Source organism: Duganella sp. Leaf61, assembly GCF_001421905.1.
GTDB lineage: Bacteria > Pseudomonadota > Gammaproteobacteria > Burkholderiales > Burkholderiaceae_D > Rugamonas > Rugamonas zoogloeoides.
On the sequence record NZ_LMLM01000023.1, the window covers coordinates 112565 to 131036 of the forward strand.

Annotated in this window: 3 protein-coding genes; 2 read left to right on the forward strand and 1 reads right to left on the reverse strand. The window is 67.8% G+C overall.

The annotated features are described in order from the left end of the window. Window positions 1-31: 31 nt before the first annotated feature. Entirely contained in the window at window positions 32-15535 is a 15504-nt protein-coding gene (locus ASF04_RS13600) for an Ig-like domain-containing protein (protein ID WP_056142505.1), read from the reverse strand. 258 nt (window positions 15536-15793) lie between these two features. Between ASF04_RS13600 and gshA the strand changes: the two genes are divergently transcribed. Together gshA and ASF04_RS13610 are read left to right on the forward strand one after the other, a co-directional pair. Beyond that, window positions 15794-17395 (forward strand): glutamate--cysteine ligase, encoded by a 1602-nt coding sequence (gene gshA, locus ASF04_RS13605; protein WP_056142509.1) that lies wholly within the window; start codon window positions 15794-15796, stop codon window positions 17393-17395. A 16-nt stretch (window positions 17396-17411) separates the two neighbouring features. Continuing rightward, window positions 17412-18455 carry a histone deacetylase family protein gene (locus ASF04_RS13610; RefSeq protein WP_056142511.1) on the forward strand — a complete coding sequence of 348 codons (1044 nt, stop codon included), beginning with the start codon at window positions 17412-17414 and terminating at the stop codon, window positions 18453-18455. The last annotated feature ends 17 nt before the right edge of the window (window positions 18456-18472 follow it).

The window sequence follows — 18472 nt, forward strand, 5'->3', positions numbered from 1 at the left end:
AAGGTCCTGCCTCTTCATTCAGAATATCAAGTTACCAGTAACCGACCAGGGCCAGTCCGTTGGCGCCGCTCTGGATGCCAACCAGGGTCGCATCGACCACCAGTTGCGCCACCATTTCGTCTCGGCTGTGGTTGTCCAGGTAAGTGTCCCAGCGCGCCAGCGTGGCCGTATCGGGCGCCGCGTCGGTGATGTTGCGGTACAGCTGGGTCACGAACGCGGCGTCATCGAGCGTGCCGTACAAGCGCTGGAACTCGGCCGACTGCGTGAAGCCATGGGCCAGCGTGGCGCCGGTCGTGTTCTGCGCCAGCCAGTACTGGAAGCCCTCGAGGTCGCCAGCGCGATCAAGCGTGAGCTGGTACAACATGCCGATCTCGCGCAGCGTGGACGTGGCGGCCTGGGTGAAGGACAGGTCGAACACCTTGCCGTCGAATTCGCCGAGCTCGATCTGGCGCACGGTGTTCATGCTGCCGACGCCCTGGCCCACCATCACGTCGGCGCCGTTGTCGCCATAGACGGTATGGTTGGCCAGCACCACCTGGTAGCCGGCAGCCGCGCCGGTAAACACGGCGGTGTCGGTGCCGTCGCCGCCGACCAGCAGGTTGGACCCGCTGCCGGCCACCAGCCGGTCATCGCCGGAACCAGCCAGCCAGCCCTGCTCCTGGTCCAGCGTGCGGCCACCGAGGTCCATGCCGTCGGCGGTCCACCACAGGGCCTTGTGGGCGTCGCTGTTGGCGATATCGGTCAGCACGGCAGCGCGCACGCCAACGTCGCCGGGCGCCGCATCGAGCCGCGCCACGAAGCCGGACATTTCGGCGGCGGTCGGTTCGCGGTCGAGCGTATTGCGCAGCAGGGCCGAGACGAAGTCGGCGTTACCGAGCTTCATCACGCCATCGCGCGCCTCGACCTGGCCCAGGAAGGCGCCAGCGTACTGCTGGGCCGTCATGGCCTGGTTGGTCCAGTATGTCAGACCGATCAGGTCGGGCGCGCGGTCGAACGCCGCGTGGTACAGCAGCGACAGCGTTTCCAGGCGCACGGCGTCGGCGGCCACAAAGCCCAGCTGCTGGATGCTCATATTGAGCTCGGACGTGGCGATGGTTTGCGTGACGCCAAGCAGGGTCGATTCGTGCGTGCCCAGCACCGTACCATCGGCCTTGAGCGTGAAGCGCCACTGGCCGCTGTCGGTGCGGCCACCCTGCAACACATCGTTGCCGGCGCCCGCCACCAGGACGTCGTTGCCGGCGCCAGCGAACAGGATATCGTCATCGTCGCCGCCGTCGAGGTAGTCGTTGCCGCCGGCGGTGCCGAGGATGTCGTCGCCGCCGTTGCCGTACAGCGTGTCGTTGTCGAAGCCCACGGTGAGGGTGATGTGCTGGGCGGCGTCGTCGCCGATCAGGAAGTTGCTGCCCTGCCCGCCCTGCACGCGCGCCGCGCCGACGATGGCGCCGAAGTCGAGATTGTCGATCTGCAGGCCCACGCCGGACAGGCCGCGCGCATCGATCACCAGCGCGATCTCGGTATCGGGATCGATCACGGCAGCGGCCAGGGCGCCGGCGCGTGGTCCCTGCGCGGTGGTCAGGGTGCCGGCCTGCACCGAGGTGTCGCCGGCAATCAGCAGCCAGGTGTTGTCGATGGTGCTGTTGCCCGAAATGCGCAGGGTGCCGTTCTGTTGCAGTTCATTGGCATCCTGGCTGGCCAGGAACAGGCGCGCCTGGTCTTCCATCGCGATACGGGTGCTGCTTGCCACCGTATGGTCGTCGATGCGGCCGATCAGGTCGGTTGCAGCCAGGGCGCCGGCCAGCAAGACCGACGGACCGGTGGACTCGAAGCCCACGCCCACCGGCACGCTGACGGTCAGGGTGCTGCCCACGCCATCGGCATTGGCGGCAATGCCGAGCGGGATGTCGGCCAGCGTGGCGTGCGGCGTGCCGGTATCTTCGTTGCGGACGGTGCTGACCACCGGCACCGTCACGGTGCGCGAGATCAGGCCGGTGCGATCATCGACGCCGGTCTGGGTGCGTATATCGACACCATCGACCGTGGCCACCTGGCCGCTATTGACCGGCAGCACCAGCGGCACGGTGGCGCTGTTGGTATTGCCGGCGGCATCGGTCAGCAGCTGGCCCGGCACACCGATCGACACCGGCGCCGTGCCGGTCGGGGTGAGCGTGGCGGTGTAGGTGGTGCCGCTGCCGGTGAAGTTGGTCAGCGTACCGCCGGTGACGATGATGTTGGACACGTTGAGTACGCCAGCATCGCTGAGGGTGAAGGTCAGCGTGGCGCCCTGCCCTTCGACCAGTGCGGCGGCGCTGCTGGTGATGGTGATAGTCGGGGCGATCGTGTCCACCAGGTAAGGCACGCTCTGGGCAGCGCTGACGTTGCCGGCAGCGTCGGCCACCCGCACCACCAGGGTGCCGCTGACGTTCGCGGGCAGGGTCAGGCCGTCCAGGGTCCAGGCCTGGCCGATGGCAATCGCCGTGACCCAGGTGCGGCCATCGTCGATCGAGACTTGCACCACGTCGCCCTCGGCCAGCGGCGCCGACAGCGTGCCGCTCAGCGATTGCCGTGGATTGTTGGTGACCAGGTCGCCAGGCGTGCCGCTGTCGGTGGAGAAGCCGATGGCGCCGGTCGCCGCTGCCACCGGCGGCACGGTATCGATTTGCAGCGATGGCAGCGTGGCATTGGTGCCGCTGTTGCCGGCGGCATCGTTAAAGCCCGACACGGCAATGGTGGCGGTGCCAGCCGGCACGCCGGCCGGCGCCGTGAAGGTAGCCGTGTACACCAGCGGGTCGGCGGTGGCGGTGAGCGGCCCCAGGGTGCCACTGGTGACCGCCACGTTGGCGACAGTGAAGTCCACCGGCGCGGCCGAGAAGGTGAAGGTGATGATGGCCGGTTCGACACCGTTGGCCACCGGCACGTTGCTGGTGATGACGACGGTGGGCACTGCCTGCGCCAGCACGTAGGCGTTAACGGTGGCGGCGCTGGTGTTGCCGGCAGCGTCGATCACGCGTACCTGCAGCACGCCGTTACCGGTCAGCGTGTGGTCGAGCGACCAGCCAGTGCCATTGACCGTGGCGACTTGCCAGGTGGCGCCGTCGTCGAACGATACCTGCACCGCTTCGCCGGCTTCCAGCGGCAGCGACAGGTCGCCGCTGACGGTCTGCTGCGCTGCCGACGTGATCAGATCGGTGCTGCTGATGCCGGTATCGACCGAGAAACGCGGGCTGCCGCTGGCCACTGCGAGCGGGGCCAGCGTGTCGATGGCGATTTGCGGGCCGGTGGCGGCAATGCCGCCATTGCCGGCCAGGTCGGTGTAGGCAGCAGCGGCCACCGTGATGGCGGCGGTGCCGCTGGCCACGCCGGCGTTGGGCGTAAACACCGCCGTGTACACCAGCGGGTCGGTGGTGGCGGTCAGGCCCGACAGCGCGCCATTGGTGACCGCGATGGCAGCGCTGTCGAAGCCCAGCGGCGCTTCGCTGAAGGTGAAGGTGATCAGCGCGGTGCCGGCGCTGTTGACAGCGTCGGTGCTGCTGGTGATGACCAGGGTCGGTGCGATGGTGTCCACCACCAGCCCCGTCAGCGCGCCGCCCACGCCGGCGTTGCCGGCTACGTCGGTGTAGCTGCCGGCGGCCAGCGCCACGCCGACCGCGCCGTTATAGCCGGCTTCGGCCGTGAAGACGGCGGTGTACACGGTGGGGTCGGCAGTGGCGACCAGGGCGCCGATGGTGCCGCCGGTAGCGCTCAGCCCGGCGACAGTGACGCCGGCCGGGGCTTCGGAGAAGGTCAGCGTGATGACGGCCGTGCCGGCGGCGCCGATGGCGGCAACATCGCTGCTGAGCGTGACCTGCGGCGCACTCTGGTCGAGCACGTAGTCGGTGGCGCTTTCGAGACCGGTATTGCCGAAGGCGTCGGACACGCGCACCCGCAGCACGCCGCTGCCAGCCAGCGTGTGGTCGATGGTCCAGGCGGCGCCGGTGGTGTCCACCGTGGCGGTTTGCCAGTTGGCGCCATTGTCGAACGACACTTCCACGCGCTCGCCGGCCTCCAGCGGCACCGACAGGTTGCCGCGCACGGTCTGGGCGGCAACCGACGTGACCAGGTCGGTGTTGCTGGCGCCGGTGTCGGCCGAGAAGCCGGGCACGCCGATGGCGACGGTCAGCGGCGCCAGGGTGTCGATGGCGATCTGCGGTCCGACCGCGCCCAGGCCGCCATTGCCGGCCAGATCGGAATACACGGCAGCCGCCACGCTGATGGCGGCATTGCCGCTGGCCAGGCCGGCGTCCGGCGTGAACCGCGCGGTGTACACCAGCGGATTATCGGTAGCCGTCAAGCCGGACAGCACACCGTTGGCCACCACGATATCGTCGGCGGTAAAGCCCTGTGGCGCCTCGCTGAAGGTGAAGGTGATCAGCGCGGTGTCGCCGGCCTTGAGCGCCGTCACGTCGCTGGTAATGGCCAGGGTAGGCGCAATGCCATCGACGACCAGTCCCGGCAACTCGCCGCTGGTGCCGGCGTTGCCGGCCGTGTCGCTGTAGCTGCCAGCGGCCACGGTGACGCCCACGGCGCCGGTATAACCCGGGTCGGACGTGAAGACGGCGGTGTACACGGCCGGGTTGGCGGTGACGGCAAAGCCGCTCACGGTGCCGCCGGTGACCGTCAGGGCGGCGGCCGTCAAGCCTTGCGGCACCTCGCTGAAGGTAAAGGTGAGCGTGGTGCTCTGGCCCGGCAACAGCACTGCGCTGCTGCTGGCAATGGCCACGGTTGGAGCCACCGTATCGACCGTGTACGGCGTGCTGACGGCGGCGCTGAAATTACCGGCGGCATCGGCCACGCGCACCACCAGGGTGCCGCTGGCGGCCAGGGTCTGGCCGACCAGGGTCCAGCCGGTGCCGGTGACGGTGGCGGCGGTAAAGGTCTGGCCGCCATCGACCGATACCTGCACGACATCGCCGGCAGCGAGCGGCGCCGACAGCGTGCCGCTCAAGGTCTGCTGCGGATCATTGGTGATCAGGTCGCCCGGGGTGCCGGTATCGTTCGACAGCTGCACGCCGCCGGTCACGGTGGCAACCGGCGCCACGGTATCGATCTGCAGCGACGGCAGGCTGCCAGGCGCACCGCTGTTGCCGGCGGTGTCCGTGTAGCCGCCGGCAACAGCAATGCTGGCGGTGCCGGACGCCACGCCGGCCTGCGGCGTGAAGACGGCGGTGTACACCAGCGGATCGGCGGTGGCGGTAACCGCCCCCAGCGCGCCACCGGTCACCGCTACGCTGGCGGCCGAGAAGCCGGCAGGCGGCTCCGAGAACGTGAAGGTGATGACCGCGCCATCGACGCCGTTGGCCACCGCCACGTTGCTGGTGATGGTGACGGTGGGCGCGCTCTGGTCGAGCGTGTAGTTGTTGAAGGTTTCGGGGCTGAGGTTGCCGAAGGTGTCGGCCACCCGCACCCGCAGCACGCCGCTGCCGGTCAGGGTATGCGCCAGCGACCACGTGGTGTCGGCGCCATTGGTGGCCACCGTGGCGGTCTGCCAGGTGACGCCGTTGTCGAACGAGACCTGCACGCTCTCGCCGGCCGCCAGCGGCAGCGACAGCCGGCCGCTGACGGTCTGTTCTGCCACCGACGTCACCAGGTCGGCATTGCTCACGCCGGTATCGGCCGAGAAGTCCGGGAAGCCGATTACGGACGCTGCCGGCGCCAGCGTATCGACCGGGATCTGCACGCCGGCGGCGGCGGCGCCGGCATTGCCGGCCAGGTCGAAATAGCCGCCGGCCGCCACGCCGATGGCGGCGCTGGCGCCGGACACGCCGGCGCTCGGGGTAAACAGCGCCGTGTATACGAGCGGATTGGCGGTGGCGGTCAGGCCCGACAGCACGCCGTTGGACACATTGACATCATCGGCCCCGAAGCCCACCGGCGCTTCGGTGAAGGTAAAGGTGATCACCGCCGTGTCGCCGGCCTTGAGCTGGGCGCTGCTGCTGGTAATGACCAGGCTTGGCGCCACCGCATCGACCAGCATGGTCGGCATGGCGGCACCGAGGCCGGCGTTGCCGGCGGTGTCGATAAAGCTGCCCGGCGCCAGTGACACGTTGGCAGCACCCTCGTACCCGGCAGCGGGTGTGAACACCGCGCTGTACACGTTCGGGTTGGCGGTGACCGCCAGGCCGCTGATGGTGCCGCCTTCCACGGTCAGGCTGGCGGCGGTGAAGAACTGCGGCGCTTCGCTGAAGGTAAAGGTGAGGTTGGCGCTCTGGCCGGCCGACAGCGTGGTCAGATCGCTGGTGATGACCACGCTCGGCGCGGTGGTGTCGATCAGGTATTCCGACGACCAGACCGGGCCATGGTTGCCGGCAGCGTCATTGACGCGGACGTACACCTGTCCTGCGCCGGCCAGCAGCACCGGCGCCGGTAGCGCCCAGGCGTTGCCGCCGGCCGGCGTCACGGCGGCGATCCAGCTGGCGCCGCCGTCGAGCGAGACTTCGACCGATTCACCGGCCGCCAGGTTGGCGCTCAGGGTGCCGGCGATCGATTGCAGCGCATTGATGGTAATCAGGTCGCTGCCGCTGATGCCGGTGTCGCTCGAGAATGCCACCGAGGTGCCGATGGTCGTGGGCGCCAGCGTGCTGTAGCTGATCGGCGTCATCGACGCCACCCCGCCCGGATTGCCGGCCGCGTCGCTGTAACCACCGGCCACGGTGATGCTGGCAGTGCCGCTGGCCACGCCCTGGTCGGGCGTGAGGATCACCGTGTACACCAGCGGATTGGCGGTCTGGGCGAAGCCGCTGATGGTACCGCCGGTGACCACGATATCGCCGATACCGAAGCCCACCGGCAGTTCGCTGAAGCTGAAATTGATCACCGCCTGCTGGCCCAGCCCCAGGATGCCGGCGTTGCTGGTAATTTGCAGTACGGGTGGTGCGCTATCGACCGCGATCGGCGCCGACGTGAAGCCGGTGCCGACATTGCCGGCAGCGTCGGTATACTGCCCGACCGCCAGGCTGACGTAAGCGCCGGCGCCGGCCAGGCCGGCATCCGGCGTCAGTTGTACCGTGTACACGCGCGGATCGGCGGTGACGGTAAAGCTGGCCAGGGTGCCGTTGATGGCCACCAGGTCGGTGACATCGAAACCGATCGGTGCTTCGCTGAAGGTCAACGTATAGGTGGCTATCTCGCCGTCACGCAGCACGGTGGTGCTGCTGACAATCGTCATGGTAGGCGCCACCAGGTCCAGCAGGTAGTTGGCCGAGAACACCGGGCCGGCATTGCCGGCCACATCGGCCACGCGCACCTGCACCGTGCCGCCGGCGCCGCCATTATCGGGCAGCACCTGCAGCGCCAGCGCCCATTGGGTGGTGGAGGTGGCCACTGCAGTGAGCCAGCTGGCGCCGTTGTCGAGCGAGACTTCCACCCGTTCGCCGGTGCCCAGCGCGCCGTTGAGCGTACCGCTGATGATCTGGGCGGCGGTGTCGGTGATCAAATCGGTGTTGCTGACGCCGTTGTCGGCCGAGAAGGCGACCGATGCGCCGCTGGCGGTGGGGGCCAGCGTGTCGATGGCGATCGGCGCGCTGCTGGCGCCGGTGCCGATATTGCCGGCGGCGTCCACCACCACATTGGGCGCCACGCTGATGAAGACATTGGCGCCTGCCAGCCCCGGCTGCGGCGTGAAGGTCGCGGTGTACACCAGCAGGTCGGCGCTCGCGTTGAAGTTGGTGAGCGTGCCGTTGGCGGCGCTGATATCACCGAGCGTGAAGCTCACCGGCGCTTCGGTAAAGGTAAACGTGATGGTGGCGGTCTCGCCCGCCTTGAGGCTGCTGGTGCTGGTATCGATGGTCAGCATTGGTGCCACGGTATCGACCGTGATCGATGGCAGGGCGCCGCCCGTGCCCAGGTTGCCGGCAGCATCGGTGTACAGGCCGTTGGCCAGGCTGACGCTGGCGCCAACGGTCGAGCCTGCCGTTGGCGTGAGCAGCACGGTGTACACCAGCGGGTTGGCGGTGGCCGTGAAGTTGCTCAGGGTGCCGCCGGTCGGAATCAGGTCGGCCTGGACAAAGCCGGTGGGCGCCTCGCTGAAGGTGAACGTGATCAGCGCCGACTGGCCGTCGCGCAGGCTGGTGGCAGCGCTGGTAATGGCCACCGTGGGCGCCGTGGTGTCGATGGTATAGGCGTACGCGGTCACCGGGCCGTGGTTGCCGGCGGCATCGCTCACGCGCACCTGCACTGCACCGCTGCCGGCGTTCATTGTCTGTCCGGCCAGCAGCCAGGTGTTGGCACCCGGCGCGGCAACCGCGCCCTGCCAGGTGATGCCGTTATCGAGCGACACTTCCACCAACTCGTCTGCCCCCAGCGCGCCGGACAGGGTGCCGGAGATATCCTGCAGCGCGGTATCGGTCACCAGGTCGGTGCCGCTGGCGCCGTGGTCGGCCGAGAACGTCACGCTGGCGCCGGTGGTCAGCGGCACGACGGTATCGATGGTAATCGCGGGCGGGGTATTGACGGTGCCGATATTACCGGCCAGGTCGGTGAACTGCGCCACGGTGATCTGGGCGCTGCCTGCCGCCACGCTGGCAAACGGCGTCAGCACCGCCGTGTACACCAGCGGGTTGGCGGTTTGCACCAGGTTGCTGAACGTACCGTCGGCGGCGCCCAGGCTGGCCAGCGTAAAGCCGACCGGTGCCTCGCTGAAGGTCAACGTGATCAGCGCGGTGGCGCCGGCCTTGAGCACCGCGGTGTCGGAGGTAATGGCCAGGGTGGGGACCACGTTGTCGATGACGATCGGCGCCAGGCTGGCGCCCAGGCCGCTGGTCGCGCCATCGGTATAAGCACCGTCGGCGATGGTAATCGTACCCAGCGCCTCCCCGGGCGCCGGCGTAAACACGGCGGTGTACACCAGCGCATTGCCAGCGTCGACGGTAATCGCGCTCAAGGTCCCGCCCGTGACCACTACATCGCCATCGGTGAAGTCAGTGGGCACGGTGCTGAAGCGGAACGTGATGGTGGCCGTAGTGCTGCCGTTGAGCGTGGTGACATCGCTGCTGATCGCCACGCCGGGCGCTTGCGTGTTGTAGTTGATGGTGGGCGTACTGGCGCCCACGCCGTTGTTACCGGCAGCATCCGTGTAGCCGCCGGTAACAACGGCAACCGTCGCCGTGCCAGCCGCCTGGCCAGGGGTGGGCGTGAACACGGCCGTGTACACCAGTGGATTGGCGGTGGCGGTCACAGTGCCGAGCACCCCGCCGCTGACGGCCAGGCTGGCGTTGGTGAAGCTTACCGGCGCTTCGCTGAAGGTAAACGTGATCAGCGGCGTATCGGCGCTGTTGAGCGCGGTCAGGCTGCTGGTGACCTGTACCGTCGGCGCGGTATTGTCCAACGTGTAGCCGAAGCCGGTCGCAACGCCATGGTTGCCGGCAGCGTCGGACACGCGCACCTGCACCTGCTGGCCGAAGCCGGCCGACAGGGTCTGGCCGGCCAGGGTCCAGCCGCTGGCGCCAGCAGTGGCAGTCGCTGCCACCCAGGTCACGCCATTGTCGAGCGAGACTTCCACCGTTTCGCCGGTGGCCAGGTTGGCGTTCAGGGTACCGCTGATCGTTTGCGCGGCGACGCTGGTCACCAGGTCGCCAGCGGCGCCGGTGTCGCTCGAGAAGCTGACGGCGCCACCGATGGTGGTCGGCGCCAGGGTGTCGATGGCAATCGTCGGGATCGCGGCACCGAGGCCGGCATTGCCGGCGCTGTCGGTGTAGCTGCCGGGGATCACCTGCACCGTGCCGCTGCCGTTGTTGACGCCGGCCGTCGGCGTGAACACCACGGTATAAACCAGCGGGTCACTGGTGGCGGTCAAGGTGCCGAGGGTGCCGCCGGTGACAGCCAGGCTGGCACTGGTGAAGCCCACCGGCGCTTCGGTAAAGCTGATGGTGATGGTGGCGGTTTCACCGATCTTGAGCGCGGTGGCGCTGGCGCCGATGGTCGCGGTAGGCGCGACCGTATCGAGCACATACGAGCGCGCATAGACGGCGCCGTGGTTGCCGGCGGCATCAGTCACGCGCACTTGCAGCACATTGCTGCCAGCGAGCGTCTGGCCGGCCAGGGTCCAGGCCGTGCCGCTGGTGATGGCGGCAGTCCAGGAGGCGCCGTTGTCGAGCGAGACTTCCACTGTCTCGCCCGTGCCCAGGATCTGGCCCAGCGTGCCGCTGATGGTTTGCGCAGCGACATTGGCCAGCAGATCGGTGGCGCTGATGCCGTTATCGGCAGAGAACACCGCGCTGCTGGCCACGGCGAGGGGCGCCTGGGTATCGATGGCCAGGGTTGGCTGCACAGGGGTACCGACGGCATTGCCGGCGGCATCGGTGACAGCGCCAGGCGCCAGCGCGAAGCTGGCGTTGACGCCCTGGATGCCGGCGGTCGGCGTGAACAGCGCGGTGTACACCAGCGGGTTGGCAGTGGCGACCAGGCCGCTCAAGGTGCCGCCGCTGGCGGTGATCGTGGTGGCGTCGAAGCCGACCGGCGCTTCGCTGAAGGTAAACGTCACCTGCGTGGTCTGGCCAACACCCAGCGCGGCGCTGCCGCTGCTAATGGTGAGCGTGGGCGCCAGAGTATCGATGGCCATTGGCAGCGAGGCGGCGGCGCTGCCGCTGTTGCCGAACGCGTCGCTGTAAGCGCCGCCAGCCACCACCACCGAAGCGGTGGCTACTGCCAGGCCGGCCGTCGGCGTGAACTGGGCGGTGTACACCAGCGGATTGGCGGTGGCGGTGAAACCGGTCAAGGTGCCATTGCCGGCGGCAATGCTGGCAGCCGTAAAGCCGGTCGGTGCGCTGCTGAAGGTAAACGTGATCTGCGCGGTGTCACCGATCGCCAGGGCGCTGTCGTTGCTGGTAATGGTCAGCGTGGGCACGCTGGTGTTGACGGCGAAGGTCGCCGGGGCGCCCGCCTGGCCCGCATTGCCGGCGTTGTCGATGTAGCCGCCGGCATTGACCGCCACGCTGGCGGTGGCGCCGGACTGGCCGGCCGTTGGCGTAAACACGGCCGTGTACACCAGCGGATTGGCAGTGGAGGTGAAGCTGCCGACCACGCCGCCGGTCACGGCCAGCGAGGCAGTCGTGAAGTTGAACGGCGCCTCGGTGAAGGTGAACGTGAGCACCGCGCTCTGGCCCACGCCCAAGGCGGCGGCATTGCTGGTCACCACCACGGCAGGCGCCGTGGTATCGAGCACATAAGCGGTGCTCGAGACGGGACCGAGGTTGCCGGCCGCATCGGCCACGCGCACCTGCAAGGTGTTGCTGCCGGCCAGATTGACGCCGGCCAGGCTCCAGCCGTTGCTGCCGGCCGTGCCGGTGGCATTGACCCAGGTGGCGCCGTTATCGAGCGACACCTGCACGGTTTCGCCGGACACCAGCGCGGCATTGAGCGTACCGCTGACGGTTTGCGCAGCGACATTGGTGACCAGGTCGGTGCTGCTGGGGCCATTGTCGGCCGAGAAGGTGACGCTGGCGCCGGTGGTGACCGGCGCCACGGTGTCGATGGCAATCGGCGCCGACACGGCAGCCGTGCCGCCGTTGCCGGCGGCGTCGGCGTACGTGCCCGAGTTCACCGTCAAGGTGACCGCACCCGAGGCCACGCCGCTGTTGGGCGTCAGTTGCGCCGTGTAGATCAGCGGATTGGCAGTGACCATAAAATTACTGAGCACGCCATTGGCGACCTGCACGTCGCCCACCACGAAGCCGAGCGGCGCTTCGCTGAAGGTAAACACCACGGTGGTGGTGTCGCCCAGCTTGAGGGACGTGGCCGGGCTGGTGATGGCCAGCGTGGGCGCCACGGTATCGACCGCGATCACCGGAGAAATGCCGCTGCCGCCCGACAGGCCGAGCAGATCGGTATAGCTGCCGCCGGTAACGGTGACCGAGGCCGGGCCCGTGATATTGGCGCCCGGGGTAAACAGCGCCGTGTACACGCCGCCGCCCTGGTTGACCAGGTTGCTGATGGTGCCGCCGGTGGCGACGATGTCGGTCGCGTCAAAGCCGAACGGTACGGCGCTGAAGCTAAAGGTCAGGTTGGCCGTCTGGCTGGCGTTCAGAGCGGCCTTGTCGCTGGTGATGACCACCGTCGGTCCCAGCGTGATCGAAATCCCCAGCGCGGACGCCGCCCCGCCGGCATTGCCAGCAACATCGGTATAGGTGCCGGCCACCAGTTGCACGCCACCGAGCACGCCGCCCAGGCCGCCGTTGGGAGAGTAGTCCACGGTAAACACGCGCGGATCGGCCGTGGCCTGCAGGTTCGACACGGTGCCATTGACGCCGGCAAAGCTGGCCAGCGACAGGCCGTACGGCGCTTCCGAGAACGACACCGTGATCGCGCTGCTCTGGCCCGCGCCCATCACGCTGACACTGGTGCTCAGGGTGGCGGTGGGGCCGGTGACGTCAAGCACATAGGCGGTGCCCTGGGCAGCGCCTGCGTTGCCGGCGGCATCGACGACCCGCACCTGCAGGGTGTTGCTGCCGGTGAGCGTGACGCCGGCCAGGCTCCAGGCGGTGCTGCCGGCGCTGGAACTGGCCGTGGTCCAGCTGACGCCGTTGTTCAACGAGACTTCCACGCGTTCATCGGCGGCCAGGCCGGCGGTGAGCGTACCGCTGACGGTCTGCTGGGCGGTACGGGTGATCAGGTCGGTGCTGCTGGCGCCGCTGTCCGACGAGAAACTCACGGCGCCGCCGGTGGTGGTGGGCGCGGTGGTGTCGAGCTTGTAGTTGATGCTGTATGGCGTATTGCTGCCGCCGGGATTGGTTACCCGCACTTGCAGCACGCCGGCGCCGGTCAGGGTCTGGCCGGCCAGGGTGAAGGCGGTGTTGCCCACGCTGGCGGTGGCATTGGCCCAGGTGGCGCCGTTGTCGAGCGAGATTTGCACCTGCTCGCCGCTTTGCAGGGCCGCGGACAGGGTGCCGCTGATGGTTTGCGCGGCCACATTGGTGACCAGGTCGGTATTGCTGATGCCGCTGTCGTTTGAAAACGCCACCGCCAGCGCGGTGGTGGCGCTGGGCACGCTGGACTGCACCGTGGTAACGCTGTTGCTGACGATGACATGGCCGTCGTTGACGCCGATGGCCAGCGTGGCGGTGCCGGCCTGGCCGGGCGCCGCCTGGTACACCAGCGCCTGCAACGCCGCCTGGGCGGCACCGGGAGCGGTCGACGTGTGGGTGTAGGTCAGGCCGCCATCGGTGGTAACAAAGCCGGCCGCAGCGGCCGACGCGGCGGTAAAGGTACCGAGATTGCTATTGGTGTTGGTGACGCTGATGGTGAGGATCACCGAGCTGCCCGTGTCGGGATCGGCAATGACGACATTGGCAAACGGCCGTACGGTACCGCCCGCAGCCACCGCCTGGCCGCCTACGGTACCGGCAACGACCGGGGCGTCGTTGACCGACAGCGCGCTGATCACGGTGCCGGTGTTGACGGCACTGGACAAGCCGTTGGCATCAACGGCGGTGAGCGAGAACGTGGTGTTGACGGTGGCGCCCACCACGGCCTGGTTGTCGGTCGGGGTGAAGGTCAAGGCTTTGAGCTGCGCGCTGAGCGCTGCCGGCGAGGTGGCACTGAGCGTGTAGTTGCCGGCGCTGCCGGTCAGGCCCGCGCCCGACAGCACGCCGTTGGCGGCGGTGTAGTTGATGGTCAGGCTGACGTTGTCGCCGTCGATGTCGGCGACATTGACGTTGGCGAACGGGTTGATGGTGGCATTGTCGTTGACATTGCCGATCGAAACGCCGGTGATCGTCGGCGGGCTGTTGGCAACGTTGGACACCGCGATGCCCACCCCGGTCACACCGATATCGCCGCCGGTGACCACGCTGTTCCAGTCGTCGCCGGCCGTCAGCTGGTACGTGGCGCCGCCGCTGGCCGCGGTGCCGTTGCGGTTGAGCAGCGCGGCAATTGCCGCCACGTCGGCGCCGGTCAGGGTGACCGAAAACGACGTGGCGCTGGTCACTTCCACGTTGCCGGTAGTGTTGAGGGTATAGGCAACGCCGCCTTCGCCGCGCAGCGAGAGCTTGCTGACGGTGATGTCGTTGGCCGCGCCCAGCGTGCCGACCAGGTTGCTGCCGGTAACGGTCAGCACATGGGTGGTGGCGTCGTAGGTGGCGCCGGTGATGGTGGGCGCCGCCACGTTGCTCACGGTGACCGGGTTGCCGGTAGGATCCTGGCCGCTGGGGCGGCTGACGTCCCAGTTCAGCCCGGCCGACAGGTTGAAGCCGACGCCGCTGACGGCGGTGCCACCGTTGTTGTTGAGCACGCCACCGAGGGCCAGCTTGTCGGCAGCGTTGAGCGTGATTGCAAACGACGTGCCGCTGGCGGCCGTCACCAGCGGCGACGTCAGCGTGTAGCTGCCGCCCTGGCCGGTCAGGCTGAGCTTGGACGGATCGATGCTGTCACCGGCGTTGATGCCGGCAGCAGTCACGGTCAGCACGCCGGTGCTGGCGTTGTACCCGGCCGACGTGATCGACGGCGCCACGCGGGCGTTGGCTACGGTCACATCGTCAATACTGACTTCAAAGCCGAGCGGGTTGACGATGCGTACGCCAAAGATGCCCTTGAAATTGGCGGCCGCGCCCAGATTAAGCAAGCCGTCTTCGTTGATGATCAAGCCGGTGACCGACTGGCCGCCGCCGGTGGGCTGGAAGTTGGCGTCGAGCGCATAGACGGTAAACACCACGTTACCGAGCAAATTGCCGACCGCATTGCCGCTGCCGATCTTGATGCTGGTCAGGTCGAACACGCCGCTGTTGGCGCGCAGGTCCACGTAGCTGACCGGCGAGAGCAGCGAGCCGTTGATGGTCAGGCGGTCGTCGGTCAGCCCCAGCACGCCATTGGCATTGACGACGGTGACGCTGCTGTTGTTGAGGCCGCCGCTCTGGGCATACAAGTCGAGGCCGGTATTCAGGATGTTGGTGACATTGACCACGGTGCCGGCAGCCAGGCCGGTGGCATTGAGCAGCGTAACGTTGCTGTTGGTGTTGAAGGTCAGGGTGCCGGGGTTGCCGTTGTTGACCAGCGCCAGCGTGTGGGCGTAGTCCTGTTGCGCCTGCACCGAGACGGCGCTGGCCGCTTCGATGCTGCCGGTTGCCGCTTCCAGCACCCAGTTGGCGCCCAGCACGTCGCTGCCGGTCACATCGGTAGAGGCGGCCACGTCGGCGCCGGTGAGGCTGGCCAGCGCGTCGATGAAGGCGGCGCCGGTGTCGCCCTGGGCCACGTCGCAACCGTACAACAGCAGGTCGCCGCCTGCGCGCAGCGCGCCGCCCCACTCGGCCAGCGCGGCCGCATGGTTTGCCAGGCTGGCGGCATCGAGCACGGTGTCGCCGATCTGCAACTGGCCGCTGGCGCCGTGCGAGACAATCTGGATGCTATCGAGCCCTTCCAGGCCGGCCAGCGCGGCAGCGATCTGCTGCACGCCGTCGCTTTCCGGCGCCAATTGCACCACCAGCACCCCCGCGCTTGCAGAGGTCAGGAACACCCCGGCGTCGGCAACGCGGGCATCGATAAACAGGACCGAGTGGTATTGACGCTGGCTCATTTTGCTACTCCAAAAAGTTACGCTACAGGAACGATTATGGGTAGCTTCAAAGCGATCACGAAATTTTCCTGTCTGCCAAACACTTTGTCCGGTGCGGCAAATGCCGGCGTCCGTTGGCGCACATAATTTCTGTTACGCATTTTGTTAAAATGCTCTTCTTTTCCCGGCGTTTTCGATGGGTTTCGGCGGGGTTGGCCAATTTCGGTTACTCTCAGCACCAAAATAGCTCTTACTGCATTTGCTTAAAAGGATTACAAATTGCCAACTCTTTTGACACGACGCCTGGCCTTGCTGGCCGATGAAAAACACCGCGCCGTGCTGGCAGGCGGTTTGCGCGGCATCGAACGGGAAACCTTGCGCGTGGACGGCGCCGGCCAGCTAGCCCGCACCCGTCACCCGGTCGCCCTCGGCGCCGCCCTGACGCACCCGCAAATCACCACCGATTACGCTGAAACCCTGCTGGAATTCATCACCCCCGCCCAGTCCGACATCGCCACCACCATCGCCAGCCTCGACAGCATCCACCGCTACGCCTACAGCAAGCTCGGCGACGAACTGCTGTGGAGCCAGTCGATGCCGTGCGCGCTGCCGGCCGAGGAAGATATCGAGATCGCCTGGTATGGCACGTCCAACCTGGGCACGCTCAAGCACGTATACCGGCGCGGCCTGGCGCTGCGCTATGGCAAGGCCATGCAATGCATCGCCGGCATCCATTACAACTACTCGCTCGACGAGCGGCTGTGGCGCGTGCTGGCCGAGAACGGACCGAATCCGAAGCAGCTGGGCGCCAAGGCCTATCAATCGGAAGCCTACCTGGCCACGATCCGCAACTTCCGCCGCTACAGCTGGCTGCTGATGTATCTGTTCGGCGCTTCGCCGGCACTGTCGGCCGGCTTCCTGCGCGGCCGCCCGCACCAGCTGGAACAGCTGTCGGACGACACCCTGTACCTGCCGTACGCCACCAGCCTGCGCATGAGCGACCTCGGCTATCAGAACGATGCCCAGTCCGGCCTGCGCCCGCACGAGAACTGCCTCGACAGCTACGTGGCGGCGCTGACGCGCGCGGTCAACCAGCCGTATGCGCCCTATGCCGAACTCGGCACCAAGCGCAACGGCGAGTGGATCCAGCTCAGCACCAACGTGCTGCAGATTGAAAACGAGTACTACGCCACCATCCGCCCCAAGCGCGTGATCCAGACCGGCGAGCGGCCGATCCAGGCGCTGTGCGCGCGCGGCGTGCAATACATCGAAGTGCGCTGCATGGACGTCGATCCGTTCGAACCGGTCGGCATCAGCGTGGCAGCCGGCCGCCTGCTCGACGCCTTCCTGCTGTTCTGCGCACTGGAAGAAAGCCCGGCCATCACGCCCGAAGAAGGCGCGCGCCACACCGCCAACTTTGCGCGCACGGTCAAGGAAGGCCGCCGCCCGGGCTTGCTGCTCGACGGCGACCACGGCCCGGTCGCGCTGGCGCAATGGGGCGAAGAACTGCTCGAACGCATCCGCCCGGCCGCCGAGCTGCTCGACAGCCTGCGCGGCGACACCGCCCACGCGGACAGCCTGCGCGCGCAAGCGGCCAAGCTGGCCGACCCGTCGCTCACGCCGTCGGCGCAAGTGCTGGTCGCCCTGCGCGAACACGGCAACTCGTTTGCCGCCTTCGGCCTGGCCCAGAGCGAAAAGCACGCCGCGTACTTCCGCAGCGCGGCCCCGGGCGCAGCGGAAGCCGCCGCGCTGGACGCCATGGCGGCCGAATCGCTGGCCGAGCAGGCCGCCATGGAAGCGGCGCCACGCATCGCTTTCGACGACTACGTGGCCGCCTACCGCAACAGCAACCTGTGCCACTCCACTCCCGGCTGCGACTGAACACCGAGGCCCGAGCGTGCTAACTTTCTACAACGAGCTGCACGCCCAACACCGGGGCGGCCACGAATTTTTCCGGGGCGCCCTGGTGCCGTGCTTTGAAAAGCCGGAACGGGCCGACTCGGTGCTGGCCGAACTGGGCCGTCGCGGCCTGGGCCGCATCGTCACGCCGCAGGGCGTGCCGCTGATGTCGCTCGAACGCATCCACACCCCGCGCTACCTGCATTTCCTGCGCACGGCGTGGAGCGAGTGGCTGGCGCTCGACCCGGCCAACGCCGGGCGCGACGCCTTCCCGTCAGTCTGGCCGGTACGCTCGCTGCGCCACGACATCGAACCCGATAATTTCACGGCCCGCATGGGCCTGTATTCGATGGACAGCGGCACACCGCTCACGGCCGGCACCTGGACCGCCGCCAAGACCGGCGCCGACTGCGCGGTCAACGCCGCCCACGCGCTGCGCCTGGGCGAACGCGGCGCCTTCGTGCTGAGCCGCCCGCCCGGCCACCATGCCGGCAAGGATTTTTTCGGCGGCTACTGCTTCCTCAACAACGCCGCCCTGGCGGCGCAGCACATGCTCGATGATGGCGCCCGCAAGGTGGCCATCCTCGACATCGACTACCACCACGGCAACGGCACCCAGAGCATTTTCTACGACCGCAGCGACGTACTGTTCGTCTCGATCCACGCCGACCCGCGCAGCGAATACCCGTTTTACCTCGGCCACGCCGACGAGCGCGGCGACGGCGCGGGCCACGGTTTCAACATGAATTTGCCGCTCCCGCAAGGCAGCTCGGCCAAGGCGTGGTTTGCGGCGCTGGAGACGGCCTGCATCCGCCTGGGCAGCTTCGGCGCGGACGCGCTGGTGGTGTCGCTGGGAGTCGATACGTTCGCGGGCGATCCGCTGTCGCGGTTTGCCTTGCAAAGCGCCGATTACCTGAAGATCGGCGAGCGGCTGGCGTATCTGAATGTGCCCACCGCGTTCATCTTCGAAGGCGGCTATGCGGTCAAGGAGCTGGGCGTGAACGTGGTGAATGTGCTCGAAGGGTTCGAGACGGCGCTGTAACCGCGCCGTCCCGTTTT

Bases quoted from the DNA above. Each gene is read 5' to 3' on its own strand.
- ASF04_RS13600 (WP_056142505.1), bottom strand. From the start codon at position 15,535: ATGAGCCAGCGTCAATACCACTCGGTCCTGTTTATCGATGCCCGCGTT.